The organism is Armatimonadia bacterium (assembly GCA_039679385.1).
Lineage (GTDB): Bacteria > Armatimonadota > Zipacnadia > Zipacnadales > JABUFB01 > JAJFTQ01.
Window position 1 is genome coordinate 1 of record JBDKVB010000075.1, and the last position, 15,467, is coordinate 15,467.

Sequence of the window (15,467 nt, forward strand, 5' to 3'; positions counted from 1 at the left end):
AGCAGCTGGCCAAGACACTGTGTCATACCGGAGAGACCTCCCGAAAGGGCCTTCTGTTGGCGCAGAACCCCATTTCGACGTCTCTCCGGTTTCACTTCCTCAGCAACTCATGAATAATGCGGGCTAGAGACCGTCGGTAGACAGCGCGAGAACGTTCCCGCCCATGTCCGCCACGTACACCTGCTGTCCGTCACAGGCCGGGGCTGCGAAGACGTACAGTCCCGGGGAGACCTTGTACTGGCTCCGCACCGCGCCGGTCGTTGCATCGAGGATCGTAAGGGTCCCGGCGCCGGAGACGACGCAGACCTTCCCGTCTGCCTCGACCGGAGGTGTCGGGACATAGCCGGTCGGCGCCTCGGCGACCCACAGCACGTTGCCCTCCGGACCACGCTTGCTGACGCGCCCGTCACTGTGGCGGACGTACACGCTCTGACCATCCGCAGCCGCGCCGACCGCGGCGCACTTGTCCTCGCCAAGCAGCAACTGACCGGTCGTTGCGTCCAGGACGGAGAGCTTGTAAGCGCGGTCGGTGACGAACACCTTGCCCTGGCAGTAGACCGGGCCGCAGTCGGCCGGACTGTAGTAGCGCACTGCACCGGCCTCCTTCTCCGTCCCCTTGCTGACGCCACTCCACAGCACCTTGCCGTCTGCCAGGCTCAAAGCGTGGACATAGCGATCCCAGGCCCCGAAGTAGAAGGCTTCCGGACCGGCGGCTGCCGGCGTCTCAATGGTGTAGTCAGCGGCCCTGGTCCGCCAGAGCAACTGCCCGGTCTCGCGGTCCAGCGCCACGACCTCTCCCCCATTGGTGCCGCAAACAACCGTGTTGCCCTGGACGGTCGGCGTGGAGTACATGGGCGAACCGGCGTCGTAGGTCCAGACGAACTTGCCCTCCGCCGTGACAGCGCGGAGTTGCCCGTCTGCCGAAGCGAAGCACACCCGGCCATCGCCCAGCGAGACGATGCCTGAACGCACCTCGCCGCCGGTCGTCATGCGCCACAGGCTCCCGCCTGAGGATGCCTCCAGGCAGGAGACCGACCCATCATTGCTGCCCACGAAAAGCCGACCATCTACCGCCAGCGGCGTTGACTGGCAGGAGCCGAGAAGCTGCTGACGCCAGGCGATTCGCACCGGTCCGCCCTGGAGCCAGAAGGAAAGGCTGTGAGTGGTCACAAGCCCGGCGGCGTCCGTGAACTCCATGCGCAGGACATGAGCCCCGGGACTGAGTCCCTCGCGGTCGAGCTGCACCGTCCAGCGCTCCGGTCCACCTCCGATGCTGCCCTTGAGCTCGCCGTCGAGGAGACAGCGTGCGCCCGTTGCGCCAGGGGCACCGACCGTTGCTTCCCAGGTGAGCGGATCCTCAGCGCCGAAGACCTTGCCGTCGTCAGGCACTGCGGCTACTGAGAGGAAGGGCGACCGCTGGGGCAGCGGCTTCTCAAGGAGCTCTGTGAGCTTCTGCTCACCGTTCAGGAACTGGTGGCAGACGCGGATCACGTTGTCCTTGACCGAGATGATTCCGTAGCCACGGGTGTCGCTGTAGGTGTTGCCGCCCATGACCGCATCGAAGCCGGCGATCTTCATCGCCCGGGCACCGTGGCCGTGACCGACCAGCAACAGTACGACGTTGCGGGTCTGCAACACTTCCAGCAGACGCGCGGAGTCGTAGGCGCTCGCGAACTCGCTGCCCCCCAGGGGATGGTGGCAGAAGAAGAAGACCGGCTGCTCGGCAGGCGTGCGCTCGAACTCGCTGCGGAGCCAGTTGAGGCCCTCGGCGCTCACAGACGGGCGCGGGTCCTGCGCTGAGGCGGTGTCGAAACCGACGAACTTCGCGCCGCTGTACTCGAAGGCGTAATAGACCGATCCCTGGATCTGGCGCAGGCGCGGACGCGAGCAATCCCAGGTGTTATCGTGGTTGCCGAGCTCCAAGTAGACGGGCAGACCACGATCTCGCCACAAGCTCTGGAACTGATCCCAGGCGCCGGCTCCGCCACCGAACTCGTTGAGGTCGCCGGTCACGATCGCAAGCCCAGGCGCCGGAACCGTGATGCCGAAGGGCGTCAGGGCGATCTCCTTCCCCACCGGGAGGGCCTTGACAGTCTCCTTGGTCTGCGCCAGGGCAAAGGGAACATGGCAGTCAGACAGGTGCAGGATCGTGAAGTCCTGTACGCCCCAGGTGGTACCTGCGAGCAGCAGCGCGGAGGCTACGATAGTGGTTCGGAGCATGCCGTCACCTCGTCGGCGCAAGGGTCGCCGTGGTTGGTGGTCGAACTGGCCATTTCGCACGGATCCTCTGCTCTACCTCCCGCCCTTGCGGGAAACTCGTCAGGCAGACTGGACGTTAGGTCATACATGGAGCATACTCTTGGGTGGTAGTCGCCGTGGATACGAGGAGTGAGACGGAGATAGTCGCATGAACACAGTGAAGACGGTTCTTCTCATGGCTCTACTGACCGGCCTGCTGGTTGGGGTCGGCGATCTGGTTGCAGGGCAGACCGGCATGCTGGTTGCACTGGGCCTGGCGGTACTGATGAACTTCGCCGGCTACTGGTTCTCGGACAAGATCGTTCTGACCATGTACCGGGCCCAGCCCGTCGATGAAGTCTCCGCACCAGGACTGTACCGGATCGTGCGGCGACTGACTTCTGCTGCGAACCTACCGATGCCGCAGGTGTACATCATCCCGGACCCTTCCCCCAATGCTTTCGCGACGGGCCGGGATCCGCAGCACGCCGCGGTCGCAGCAACGGAAGGCATTCTGCGCCTCCTCAACGAGGAAGAGCTGGAAGGCGTGATTGCGCACGAGCTGACTCACGTCCAGAACCGGGACATCCTCATCGGTAGCATGGCCGCGACGCTGGCCGGTGCTCTCATGATCCTGGTGCGCATGTTCGCCTGGTCGACGATGTTTTTTGGAGGCGGCCGCAGCGATGATGAAGGCGGCAACCCTCTCGCCGCACTGGCCATGATCATCTTCGCGCCACTTGCCGCGAGCCTGATCCAGATGGCGATCTCGCGATCCAGGGAGTACCAGGCAGACGCCGGTGCGGCGCAGCTCACCGGACGCCCTCTGGGACTTGCAAGAGCGCTTGCGAAGCTGCAGCAGGGCGTCGAGTATGCGCCGATGGACGCCGAGCCGACCACCGCACATATGTTCATCGTGAGCCCTCTCACCGGCCGGTCGGTGCTGAATCTGTTCAGCACTCATCCGCCGATCGAGGAGCGTATCGCCCGTCTTGAGCGGATGGCGCACCACAGCTAGCTCCGCCGCAAGCACACTTTCTTCCTCTTTGTGAGCCACCCCAGCAGGGGTGGCTCTTTTTGTGTCTGGGGCGGTGCACAGCAGGCCATCCCGTCCAGTCAACAACCCAAAAGTACCGCTTGACACAACCAAGGGGCAATTGCCATGATGATGGCGGCAGGCATCGAGCCTGGCCGCGTAGACGACCTTGATTCGGAAAGGACAAGGTGGTTCCCATGCGACGCAGATTTGGTTTCACCCTGATCGAGTTGTTGGTGGTCATCGCGATCATCGCGATCCTGGCGGCGATCCTGTTCCCGGTCTTCGCCAGGGCACGTGAAAAGGCGCGCCAGTCGAGTTGCCAGAGCAACGAGAAACAGCTCATGCTGGCCTACCTGGCCTACATCCAGGACTACGACGAGCGGACCCCGAACCAGTGGTTCTTCTCCTCAACTGCCGGCACGGGGTACATGTGGGTCGACGCGATCATGCCGTACGTCAAGAACCTGCAGATCTTCGACTGTCCCTCGGCCGGGCGACGCACCACATTGTACACGACGGTCAATGGTCTTGGCTTCTACGCCATGAACGCAGGAAGCGTCAGCTACGGGATCAACACCTGCTACTGGGGCGGCTATGCGGGCTCGGCGAGCGGACCTCCGGCCAACCCGATAAACGGTCGCAACCTGGCACAGATCAAGGTGCCGGCTGAGACCGTGTGTCTGCTCGACGCCACCTACACCGAGTACGGTGCCCAGTATGACATCTGGAGCAGCATCTACTCGACGCCCCTCAAAGACCCTCCCTACCGGCACAACGACATGGCCAACGTGTCCTTCATCGACGGTCACGTGAAGGCAATGCCGCGGGGCGGCCTGGCCGCGCTCCATACCGTCTCGGGTGTGGGTGTGTACTACCTGTTCACCATCCAGGAAGACTAGGCTCCGAACTACCTGTGACAAGTACAGCAGAAGCCACCCCTCTGGGGGTGGCTTCTGCCCTTCTGGGTCGCAAGAATAGAGGCCTGTTGCCACGGTAGCGGCTGCAAAATGCCACTTGACATGAAGGTGCCTCAGTCTCCATGATTATAGTTAACAGGCGAATAGCCTGATCACATCATCAGCACGGATTCTGAAAGGGCAAGGTGATCTGGATGCGACGGAAATCTGGCTTTACCCTGATTGAGTTGCTGGTGGTCATCGCTATCATTGCTATCCTGGCGGCGATTCTCTTTCCCGTATTCGCCAGGGCACGTGAGAAGGCGCGCCAGTCGAGCTGCCAGAGCAACGAGAAGCAGCTTATGCTGGCCTACCTGGCCTACATCCAGGACTACGACGAGCGGACCCCGAACCAGTGGTTCTTCTCCTCCACCGGCGGCACGGGGTACACGTGGGTAGATGCCCTTATGCCCTACGTCAAGAACCTGCAGATCTTCGACTGCCCCTCGGCGGGGCGACGCACCACTCTGTACACGACTCCCAATGGCCTCGGCTTCATTGGCGTCAACTCCGGTTCGGTGAGCTACGGAATCAACACCTGCTACTGGGGCGGCTACGCGGGCTCGGCCAGTGGCCCGCCCGCCAACAACGTGAATGGTCGCAACCTCGGTCTCATCAAGGTCCCGGCTGAGACAGTGACATTTCTCGACTGGACCTACACCGAGTACGGCAACCAGTACGACGTCTCCGCCAACATCTACAACGTGCCCCTTGCGGACCCGCCCTACCGACACAACGAGATGGCCAACGCGTCCTTCATGGATGGCCATGTCAAGTCCTACCCTCGGGGCGGCCTGGCCTCGCAGCACACCGTGAGTGGTGTGGGCGTATACTACCTGTTCACCATCCAGGAAGACTAGGCTCCGAACTACCTCTAGCATGTGCGATACGGCCAGACCCTTGCGGGTCTGGCCGTATCGATTCCGTCGGAGGCTTTGCCGGAGACTCCCTGCCACCAAACGCTCCTGGGACGTCCCCGTTATAAGCGCAGTTACACCTGCGGGCTGTCGAGGCATACGCAGCCATCGCGCTGGGCCTTCGCAACGCGCTCCACGTCGGGCCCGTCAATGCTCTCCAGCGAGCGCAGACCCGGGACGCAGTGCGGCCCGCAGTTGCACACGTAGTTCCAGGGCTTGCCGTCGACCACGCCGTCGAGCTTCTCCCACATCTTCAGCGTCTCGGCGCACAGGGTGATCGGCGTCTGCGGACTCAGGCGCCTGGACTCGGCGATGAAGTGGCGGTAGATCTCCTCCTTCACCTCGAAGGGGAAGGGACGCATGCCCTGCTCGCTCTGCGGCCACTTGTCGCCGACTTCCTTCTCCAGCTTCCAGGCGGCGTCGACGAAGCCCGGATCCAGGGCGTCGAGCCCCAGCGTTTCATCCATCTCGGCAACGCTGTCGAAGAAGACCGTCTCCATGCTCAGGTTCTCTGGCTGTACAGTGGAGTACAGGCACTCGAGCATGTGGGTGATCTCCTCGCGCCAGTTGCGCACGGGGATGATCGGCTTGCACTTGAACCGCACGTGGTAGCCGGCTTCCTGACACTTGCGAGCCGCCTCCAGGCGCTCCTCCAAAGTCCCGGTGCGCGCTTCATAGCGGCGACTGACGGTGTGGGTGGAGAGTGTCCACAGCATTATCGTATGGCCCTTGTGATCGAGGTTCAGCAGGTGGTCGACGTTAGCGCTCTTGCTGAACAGGATCAGGAACTCCTTTTCACGCTGCGCGAAGTCGTTCACCAGCATCTCGCAGGCGCCGTACTCGGGCTCAATCGCCAGCACGTCCTGCTCGACGTCATAGCGGAAGGTCTCCTGCCAGGGGTTCGCCGCCATCAGCTCATGGACGTGCTCGACGAACTCCTCGAGGTTGAGGTTGATGACGTACACCGAGCCGCGCTGGCAGTAGGAACAGCGGTGAACGCAGCCCCAGGCGCTGTGCAGGTCGTGTAGGCTCCAGCAGATCCAGCCCGGGTCCCACTTACGACGACCCTCGAGGTGATAGAAGGGAGAGGCCCCCAGCATGGCCTGGATGCGACTGCCGGTGAACCATTGCTTGCAGTCACCGTACTGAGCGTGTGCCTCCACGCAGCGCTTGAACAGGTCGCTTTGCGAGATCGCTTGACGCTCCTCCGGAGTCACCCAGCGCGACGCGTTGAAGATGAGGTCGGGGTCGCCGACGGTGCGGTACGCTCCCTGCCTGACCTCACCGATCCACCCCTGCGCCCGGATGACTTCCGGAAGCTCTTCCGCCTTGAGGACCTGCACCTCGGAGGGCTCGCGCCCCATTCCGCGCACCATTCGGGTCATGCGCTCGACGCAACGCGGGTCATCGGCCGCCCAGTCCATCAGATACAGGTTCTTGGGCTTCATCTCGTACATGACGGGTCTTCTCCTTGTGCGATCACGAGAACTGGGGCAGGTGTGCCTTGTGCGCGGCCAGCAGGTCATCCGCCAGTCGTGTGGCTGCCCTCAAGTCAGTTACGCAACGATCATAGAGCAGGGCCTGCACGAGCAGCTCATGGCTCCCCTGCAAGGCCGCCTCCACGGTGAGCTCAACCCCGTACAGCGCTTCCGTCACCCAGGCAGCTACCCCCACCGGAACCGGCGGCAGGGACAGCGGCAAGCACCCGGCCTGATAGGCCGCCACAGGCATCTCCAGCACGAACCCGGCCGGTATCTGCGGCACGACTTGGTTCGGGACGTTCATCGGGAACACCTCCCCGCAGTCGCCGGACAGGGAGTCCAGGATCGGCACCAGCGCCTCGTGTTCGCCGAGGACGCGATTGAACAGCCCGTCCTCCAGGGGCTCCTCGCCACGGGCCTGTCGCGCCATCTGCTCGAACCGCAGCTCGCCGTTGTGGATCGTCTCGAGGATGTTGTAGGCATCCCGGCCGATGGTCATCCCATAGTAGTTGCCGGCACCGAAGCGCTCCGGGAAGAACTCCATTGCATGCCGGTCGAGGACTGCCGGGAAGGCATTATAGGTGCGGAAGAGCTCCCACGAAAAGGGGTTCTCGTCCTCCGGTAGACTCGTCATCCGCTCCCTGATCCGCGGCCACAGGTCCTCGCCCTCCAGCGTCACGTGGGTGATGAAGGTCAGGTGGTTGATGCCCACATAGAGCGCGGACACCTCACGGTAGGGCACCTGGATCAGCCCGCACAGGTAGCGCAAGGTCCCCTGCACACCATGACACAGTCCGACCACTCCGCGCGAGCCCGCTGCGCCCGTCTTGGTCAGGGCACGACAGATGGCCGCCATCGGGTTGCTGTAGTTGAAGAAGTACGCCTGCGGACAGAGCCGGGCAAGGTCGCGGGCGATGTCGATCATGGGCGGGATCTGCCGCAGCGCCCGGGAGATTCCGCCGGCCATCACCGTGTCGCCCACTGGCTGACGTATGCCATGCTCCAGCGGGACGGTGATGTCGTCCTCCCAAGCCTTGCGCCCGCCGACCGCGATGGTGGTGACGACAGCATCGGCTCCAGGCAGCAGGTCGCACCGGTCGGTGGAGGCCTCAACCTTGACCGGCACACCCTTCTTCTGTACCATCCTTTGCACCAAGCCCTGCGCAACACCGAGGGCCTGCTCGTTGATATCCACCAGCCCGATCGTCCAATCGGCTTCCCTGGTGGAGCTCAGAACGTCGGCCACCAGCCCCACGGTGAAGGACGCACTTCCGGCACCAACCAACACCAGCTTGCGGGGGGTCACAGGCTGCCTCCTCGCGGCGAAGTGTGCCCCAGTTCGCCGGAACACGACCGGTGTCCTGCGCTGTCCTTTTCCAGGGGCGGAGGCCGTCCCGCACGGAGACGTCATCATGCAAGACCTTGTACGTTGCCGCACCCTTCTCGCAGGCACCCTTTGTATGCTCCTCGGGCTGCTATCCCACCCCGGTTGGAGTGAGCCGCCTGGGCTGAGTGCAGCCGTCTCGCCTAGCCTGGCCTCACCCGCCGAGGGCGCGATCAAGCTCGTCGGAACGACGGCCATGGCCGGTGAGGGCAAGGACTACAAACTCCTGGCACCCGGCGAGAAGGTCACCGTCGTCTCGATCACTGGGCCGGCCGTCATCCATCGCCTCTGGTCGACCTCCAGCCTGACCGACGAGACGAAGCTGACGATGAAGCTCGACGGCAAAGACCAGGTCCTGTGGTCGGCGGCGAAGCTTCCCGAGGGCCAGGCGGCCGGTGATCCCCTGCGGGCTATGGACGGCCAGGCCTACTGGTCGTATCTGCCGGTGAAGGTTGGGCAGAAGGCCGAGTTCATCGCCCAGGACCTGCGCGAGAAGTCCGGGAGCGAACCGGCGACAGAGGACAACGGCAACAAGTTCTATGTTCAGGTTGGCTACACCCAGGGCGAGACCGGGATGGCGCCTGCGTCGCTGGTGGCGAAGCTGCGCGCTACCCTCACGCAGGTTCTCACAGACCCGCTCAAGATGCCGGCGTTGGCCGCCGAGCAGAGCGGCGGGCAGCCGCCGAAGCTGGATACTTTTCCGCTGGAACTCGGCAAGCCCCTCAAGCTGACGGACGGCCCGAACTGGGTCGTGCGAGAACTATGCCTCGACACTACCGGCGCGACCTTCGAGCAGCTCGCGGCGACGCGGCTGATCCTGCGGTCCGACGGCTCTCGGGACGCCTGCGTAGATGTGCCTTTGCCCTGTCTGTTTGGGGCGTTCTGGGCTGCCACCGAGTACAAGGGGTTCTACACGGCGATCCAGCAGGGCAAGCTCTTCTTGCGGCTGCCAATCCCCGAGGGTCAGGGACTGGAGTTCGAGCTTCAGCCCTACCAGAAGGGGTCGCCGCTGAAGTCTGCCAGGCTCACCCTCTCCCGCGAGTACGTCAGCCAGGCTCCGGCGTACCGGTTCTGCACCGAGTACCGGGCGCTCATGGCTCAGTCGGGCCAGCCCCTGCGCCTTGCCGAGATCCAGGGCGAAGGCGTGTTCATCGGCTCGCTCTTCGCGGCCGACGGATGCTCACACCGCACCCTCACCTTCCTTGAGGGCAACGAGCAGATCTACGTCGACGGAGCTGAGAAGCCGTCGTGGGAGGGCACCGGGTCGGAGGACTACTTCAATGCCGCCTGGTTCTTCAGCGCCGGCGTCAACGCCCGCGTCTTCCACGGCCTTACCGAGATGCTGCAGGGACCGCCGCCGCGCATCAGCGCATACCGGTTCCTGATCCCGGATCGCATCAGCTTCACCAAGAGCCTGCGCTTCGACATGCAGCACGGCAGCCGCAACACCTCACCGGACACGCTCTACAAGTGCGTGAGCCTGTGGTACCAGAAGGCGCCCTGCAAGGTGATAGAGCCCAGGGAGGCCGCCGCAGCGGCCCCGGGAGCATCGACGCCGGAGGGTACGGCTGCAGGTCAGCAGGGAGGTCAGGAGGCACCGGGTACCGACCCGCTCACCCCGATCCTGCTGGGTGTGGTCGTGCTGTTGGCAGTCCTGGCCGGGATTCGCTACCTGCGACGGTCCAGGTAGTCCCAGGCTGAGCAAACAGGAGGATACAAGGAAAGAGACGCCCTCTGCAGGGCGTCTCTTTGCACTTCGGTAGCAGTTGGCGCGGCGGCTACGAGACTACTCCTCGGAGATAGCCTCAACCGGGCACTCGCCACTGCACAGGTCACAGTCGGTGCACTTCTCGGGGTCGATAACGTAGCACTTGTCGCCCTCGGCGATGGCCTCACAAGGGCAGACCTCGGCGCAAGAGCCGCAAGAGGTGCACTTATCGCAATCAATGACGTGTGGCATTCAGACAGACTCCTCTCTCTCTGAGCAAATGCGGCCGGAGACCAAGTCCGGCCCTACGAAAAGTTACCATGCTCCCTGCTGCGCGTCAAGGTCTCTTGCATCCCCGGGAGCGCAGCCGACAGCCCGTGCCCGGTCTACTTGAGCACCCACACACGCGCTGGGCCAATCAGCCCCGAGGTGCGCGAATCCTTGTCATACAGGTTCACCAGGGAGTTGGCCACCTCCACGGTTATCTCATTGCGCCCGGGCTTGACCGCACTGGTGATGTCCACCTGGAAGGGCGGCCACAGGCGCACCGCCACCTCTTCCCCATTCACGACGATACGACAGCAGTCATGCACCTCGCCCGGATCGAGGATGACCCGGTGCCCGGTGCAGTACTCAGCCGAGATCTCGACGCGCTGAGTGTGAGCAGCGATCCCCACGAAGTGCGCGTAGCCCTGCTCGTTGAAGGGCCCGTGGACCTGTCGCTGCGGCGCGCAGAGGCGATCCTCAAGCACCGCGAAATCGCCAATCAGGTACGCGGGCTCGTTAAGGTGCTCGAAGGGCTCCAGCAGACTGAGCACGTGGATCTCCAGCGTGTTGATGCCAGTCTCGACGAGGTCCGTGAGGTCGGTCTCCAGGAAGTACCGATCCTGCCAGGTCGAAGGCACCAGTGGGCCGGCCTGCTCGCCGTTGATGTAGATCTCCACATTGCGCCTGCGACTCAGGAAGCCCACGTGGGACGGGATAGACTGCTGCACGTCATCCAACACCAGCCGCAGCTGGCGGGGCTTCTCAGCAACCTCAAAGGTCGTGCGATAGCTGTTCACCTGGCCGGGGATCCCGACATGGTGCCGCACACCGGCCTGTCGATCGCGGGCGACGTAGGTCCAGCGGTCCAGGATGAGCACGTTCTCAGCTTGCGGCGAGAAGTCCCAATGGGCATCCAGGGGGATCTTCTCGACGACCTCACGATCGGGCGCCGCCACAGACTGCTCGGGTAGCTCCTCGCCTTCGGTCACCACGACGAGCCGTGCCTCTGAGGGCTCCAGCTCCACCGGGTAGCACAGGCGCCCCTCTTCCTGCTTTCCGCCGAAAAGGTTCGTGGTCTTGCCGGTCTCGAGGTGCCACTCCTGCAGCAGTCCCTGAGCCATGATACGGAGCGTGCCCTTCTGGCTCTCCGCCGAGCGGTTGACCAGAAGATAGTAGTTGCGCTCGGGCGCACCTTCCTCTCCAGAGAGCTTCTCCGCGCGATGGCAGCAGAGGAGGTCCTCGACGGGTCGGCGCTCGTCGTCGTCCAGCATGACGTCCGGGCTGACCAGGTGCGGGATGTTCTGTAGGAGCCACAGCTGCAAGTCCTCGCCGACATGCGCATGAGCCAGGGCCACGCCTCCGGCCTCGTTCTCGTTACGGTGGTCCTCACCGTTGGAGTCAGGACCAAACACGTGCGCAAGGACCTCGGCTAGCTCGTCAGCACTCTCTCGCTCCGCACACTCTGAGGGCAACTCTCCAAGCGCGAGGATGCGGCCACCGCCGTCAAAGAACCGCTTGAGGAATCGCGCGGTCTCCAGGCTGATCACGCGGCAGCCCGGGAGCACCAGCAGCGGGTACGTCTCCTCGGACTCGGCGAAGGCAAGGCGTCCGTCCTGTACCTGTGCCCGCAGCAGCTGGCTCTCGTCGGCGAAGTCGTAGTCATGATGAAGACGCAGGAACAGATCGGAGACGCGGTTGAACAGCTTCTGCGCCTCCGGCTCGCGCACCGTCTCACCGTTCTCGAACATGTCGACCTGCACCGTACGGATCGGTTGCAGCACCAGCGCATCACTGACGTGGCGTCCCGCCGATTCGAGCACGGACAGTCGTGCCAGGTAGTCGGCCCAGTGTCGGTACCAGGGCCAGAAGGGTGAGTGGTAGAACTCCGTGGGCGGCCAGTCGGTCTTCCGGAAGCCCTGGAAGCTGTAGTAGAAGGCGTGCGGGATGAACATGTTCACGCCCAGGCAGGCCATGAAGTTGGCATCGAGACGCCGGGCAGATAGGGTGTGGCCGTGCCCGCTGCCACCGAAGCTCTCGCACATGACCCGAGGCTTGCCCTGGAGGTGTGCCACCGAAGACCCGCATTTGGAGGCCAGGATACGGAAGGGGTTCTCCTTCGTGCCGACACCGTGCCCCAGGTAGTCGAGGCCGGGCCGATGGAAGTTCTCCAGGACGCGAATCTGGTTGCCCTGCGAGCGGACCGCGCCCCACAAGGGGTCCTCGAGAGTGTGGCCGATGTAGTCCAGACCATGCTCGGCCGCCCAGCCCGACAGGTTCCCGTGATAGGCCTCGATGTACCAAGTCGTCAGGGCGTCGTAGTAGTCGCAGCGGATCTGGTGCGTCTCAGGTCCCACGTCGCGCAGGAGGGCCAGCAGCCAGGGTCGCAGGTCATAGCCCTTCAGGGCCTCGAATCTGTCGCAGAAGTCGCGCGTCCAGGCGAGGATCACCCCGGGCAGCGTCCTCTGCGGATCGTCGACGCATGTGCGCATGGCGGCTGTCCCGAAGAACCCATCATGGATCATCAATCCGGGCTCGTCGGTGAAGATGCCCTTCACCGTCTTGCCGAAGTCCTCACGGAAGCGCAGGTAGGGCTGATAGGCCATCTGCTTGAAGGTGTTGACGGCCTCGGGGTTCATCGTGTCGAGGTAGTAGGCGCGGTCCCAGGTCACCCGCTCGGCCACCGGGCACTCCCACAGGGGTACCACGAGCCACTTGCCCGGAGGCGCCTGCCACTGGAGCTTGCCGTCGGCGTAGGCCTCGGTGATGTCTCGACACGGCGGCGTGGAGCCGTCTGTCGAGGCCGGGAGCACGACCTGGCCGTCGTCATCCATCTTCCACGCCTGAATGCCCAGTAGCGTGTTGTCGTCGGCCTCCAGGGTCGTCTGGTACGTCACACCGCCGCTGACCACGATCTGCTGCACCCGCAGGTAGCGCATGCGGAACTCGGGATGCGGCCGGGTGAGCTTGCCGCCGACGGTGCCACTGGGCCAGTCGTCCTCGTCGTAGAGCCAGGCCTCCATGCCCCGCTTCTTGAGCTCGTCGATGCACACGCCGATCATGTCCAGCCACTCGTCGGACATGTACTCGACGAGGAGTCCATGCCGGCAGTGCAGGACCACACCGCCAACACCTTTCTCGTCCATCTCAGCGATCTGGCGTCGCAGCTCGGGTTCGTCGAAGCCGCGGTTGAGGAACCAGAAGGGCATGATGCGATGAGACTTGGGAGGGTTGGCGAAGAGGTCGCGGGTATCAGGCATGATGCTGCCTTTCGCTGACGATGTCCGTGCTTGCCGTCTGAGCAAAGTCCGACCCCAGGGCCACAGCAGGGCACTTCTGAGCGCCCCTGGACCGGCCCACAACAGCGCAACCATAGCACGACCCGGCTTGTGGGTGCAAGTCGGCCGGGCAGCGTCGGACTTGACGCCGACGCTGCCTCCACCGTGCAAAGCCCTGGCCTCTCACTGAGGCGGTTACTGTCGCAACTGCCGGGACTCCATGATCGCCTGCAGGTCGGACCGCATCTTGTCGGCGGTACTCGCGGGCAGGTCACCGATCTCGAAGTTGCGGTCAAACTCAAGCGTGAACTGGTAGGTGAAGGTGTACGCCTTGGCGCCGGAGGCCTGGGCCGGGACCTCGATATCCCAGCGCAGGATTCCGCGCGGGCGCTCGCTGCTCAGGTAAAGCGCATCGGTGCTCAGGGCCGGCTGCGGCTCGGCCAGCGTTACCGTCACCTGGTTGTCGGGCGGCTGCGGCAGTCGATCGTAGACCCGTACCTTCACGGGCTGGTCCGTGAAGTTCTGCAGCCGCAGGCGGTAGGTGTACTTGACCACCTTGTTTCCACCGCGGTACTCCGTGGTCTTGTCCTCCAGCTCGCGCGCTGCACGCAGGCGGGTTTCGGTGCCGAAGCCCACGGTCAGGCTCTGGCCACGAGCGACGAGTCCCAGCGACCCGACGCCGGCGAAGGCCCGCTCCAGATAGGCATTGTAGGAGCCTGCGAGGAGCGCGTACTCGCTGCTATTGACGGCTTCGGCTGCCTGGTAGACGTAGTCGGTGAGCAGGGGCACCGCGGTGTAGTAGAAGCTCGACGCCAGCTCCGGCGCGGCGATGCGGAACATCTGCTGGTCACGGCGACTCTGCAGGCTGATCCGTCCGGGGATGGCGTAGTCGACCGCCAGTCCCTCCATGGTGGGCGTTACTGACGTCCGCGCCATCTTCACCACTTCGTCCGGTGCACTGAGCTCAACGTTCTGCAGCCGTCCCGCCAGGTAGTTCGAGGCCACAAGGCCCTCCTGCTCGGCAAGTCCTGCTTCCACCTGGGCGGGAATCCCGGCTGCCTGAGCCTTCTGGCGAGGTGCTTCCCCGCCCTGAGGACCCATCTGGGCCTGCTGGGCCACTGTCGCGCCCCGAATCTGCTCCGACAGCTCACGCTTGCGCGCCGTGTAGGTCTGCAGCGTGTCAGCCTCCACTCCCGCATGTGCTGTCTTCTCGCCTGCTGCGGCAGCGCTCACAAGGTTGACCTTCAGTGGGGTGAGAACGGGTGCCGAGGCCTGCATCTTGGGATAGGTCGTTGAGAGCGTGAGGCTGACGTCCGGCCAGTCCTCGCCACTCATCTGCGTCACGACGGCATGGTACTCCACCTGCAGCGTGTCTCGCTTATCGTTGAGCCGGACACTGTAGGCCGGAGCCCAGCCGACGTTGTTGACCAGATAGCTGAGGGCGACCCGAGCAGCCCCGGCCTGGTCGGCCTCCAGGAACACCACGGCCTCGCGCTGTGTCTTGGTGTCGCTCGCCGTCAACTCGGCGCGCTTCTTAGTCAGAAGGCCGAGGGCCTCCTGAGCGTCTGTCTGCTGGTTCTGCAGGAGTAGCGACTGCTTGGCCGCGTCATCGCGCTCCTGGAAGAGGAACTTCGCTGTGCCCTCCAGTACCGTCGGGTTGAGTGTCCCCTTCTGAAGCTCCTCGCTGACCTTGGTCGCGGAGAAGTTCTCCAGGGCTGAGAGGAACTCGTTGCGCCTGTTGAGCACTTCGAGCTGCGACTCGATCGAGAGTATGTCCTGATTGGACTTCTTGATCTGCTCGTCGAGGGCCCGCACTTCGGGCCTTGGCTCGGCTTCGACCGCGGAACTGCGGAAGCGGACCGAGCGGATGGAGATGCCACCCTCGCCCGTGGCATAGAGCGACTCAGGAAGGATCGACTCGGGCAAGCTGCCGACCACCAGCTCCTGGGGCCCCTGCGCCGCCTGGAAGTCGACCTCCCGCGTCACCAGGGCCTGCCCACGGTACACCTTCACCTCGCTGATCTTGCCGGTCGTCTGACAGAACACGAGGACCGGAAGCAGCCAGAGACACACGACCAGTGCAACCGACACGACGCGTCGCGTCTGCATCATCGAGTACCTCCCGTCTGGATTGTGCAGGTGATCGTCACCGAAGAGGAGGTCCACGGTCAAGAAGGCAGACCCCTGCGAGCGCAGGAGAGC

10 protein-coding genes are annotated in these 15,467 nt (G+C 64.0%); 4 read left to right on the plus strand and 6 right to left on the minus strand.

The features are described from left to right. Positions 1–123: 123 nt before the first annotated feature. On the minus strand, positions 124–2,220 hold the full coding sequence (locus tag ABFE16_09170) for a PQQ-binding-like beta-propeller repeat protein (GenBank protein MEN6345467.1): 2,097 nt from the start codon (positions 2,218–2,220) through the stop codon (positions 124–126). A 187-nt stretch (positions 2,221–2,407) separates the two neighbouring features. On the opposite strand from ABFE16_09170, the gene htpX reads away from it, so the two are divergent. The 3 genes from htpX to ABFE16_09185 all read left to right on the plus strand — a co-directional run bounded on the left by htpX (position 2,408) and on the right by ABFE16_09185 (position 5,093). Next, a complete protein-coding gene (gene htpX / locus ABFE16_09175; protein ID MEN6345468.1) occupies positions 2,408–3,256 on the plus strand; it encodes a zinc metalloprotease HtpX in 849 nt (282 codons plus the stop codon). A 215-nt stretch (positions 3,257–3,471) separates the two neighbouring features. Next, entirely contained in the window at positions 3,472–4,176 is a 705-nt protein-coding gene (locus tag ABFE16_09180) for a DUF1559 domain-containing protein (protein MEN6345469.1), read from the plus strand. Between the two features lie 212 nt (positions 4,177–4,388). Beyond that, the gene (locus ABFE16_09185) at positions 4,389–5,093 is read left to right on the plus strand and encodes a DUF1559 domain-containing protein (protein ID MEN6345470.1); all 705 of its coding nucleotides are present in this window, start codon (positions 4,389–4,391) and stop codon (positions 5,091–5,093) included. Between the two features lie 131 nt (positions 5,094–5,224). On the opposite strand, the gene ABFE16_09190 is transcribed toward ABFE16_09185, so the two are convergent. Both ABFE16_09190 and ABFE16_09195 read right to left on the minus strand, forming a co-directional pair. After that, positions 5,225–6,607 carry a radical SAM protein gene (locus ABFE16_09190; GenBank protein ID MEN6345471.1) on the minus strand — a complete coding sequence of 461 codons (1,383 nt, stop codon included), beginning with the start codon at positions 6,605–6,607 and terminating at the stop codon, positions 5,225–5,227. A 22-nt stretch (positions 6,608–6,629) separates the two neighbouring features. Further along, positions 6,630–7,937, minus strand: a complete 1,308-nt coding sequence (locus ABFE16_09195; GenBank protein ID MEN6345472.1) for a hypothetical protein — start codon at positions 7,935–7,937, stop codon at positions 6,630–6,632. 106 nt (positions 7,938–8,043) lie between these two features. Here ABFE16_09195 and ABFE16_09200 point away from each other — a divergent pair, with 106 nt between their 5' ends. Next, the gene (locus ABFE16_09200) at positions 8,044–9,705 is read left to right on the plus strand and encodes a DUF2961 domain-containing protein (protein ID MEN6345473.1); all 1,662 of its coding nucleotides are present in this window, start codon (positions 8,044–8,046) and stop codon (positions 9,703–9,705) included. Between the two features lie 96 nt (positions 9,706–9,801). Here ABFE16_09200 and ABFE16_09205 read toward each other — a convergent pair whose 3' ends face one another. The 3 genes from ABFE16_09205 to ABFE16_09215 all read right to left on the minus strand — a co-directional run bounded on the left by ABFE16_09205 (position 9,802) and on the right by ABFE16_09215 (position 15,377). Further along, positions 9,802–9,975 carry a 4Fe-4S binding protein gene (locus ABFE16_09205; protein ID MEN6345474.1) on the minus strand — a complete coding sequence of 58 codons (174 nt, stop codon included), beginning with the start codon at positions 9,973–9,975 and terminating at the stop codon, positions 9,802–9,804. 134 nt (positions 9,976–10,109) lie between these two features. After that, positions 10,110–13,247: a glycosyl hydrolase gene (locus ABFE16_09210; protein ID MEN6345475.1), complete on the minus strand. Its 3,138-nt coding sequence runs from the start codon at positions 13,245–13,247 to the stop codon at positions 10,110–10,112. 213 nt (positions 13,248–13,460) lie between these two features. Beyond that, on the minus strand, positions 13,461–15,377 hold the full coding sequence (locus ABFE16_09215; protein ID MEN6345476.1) for a mucoidy inhibitor MuiA family protein: 1,917 nt from the start codon (positions 15,375–15,377) through the stop codon (positions 13,461–13,463). Positions 15,378–15,467 lie beyond the last annotated feature (90 nt).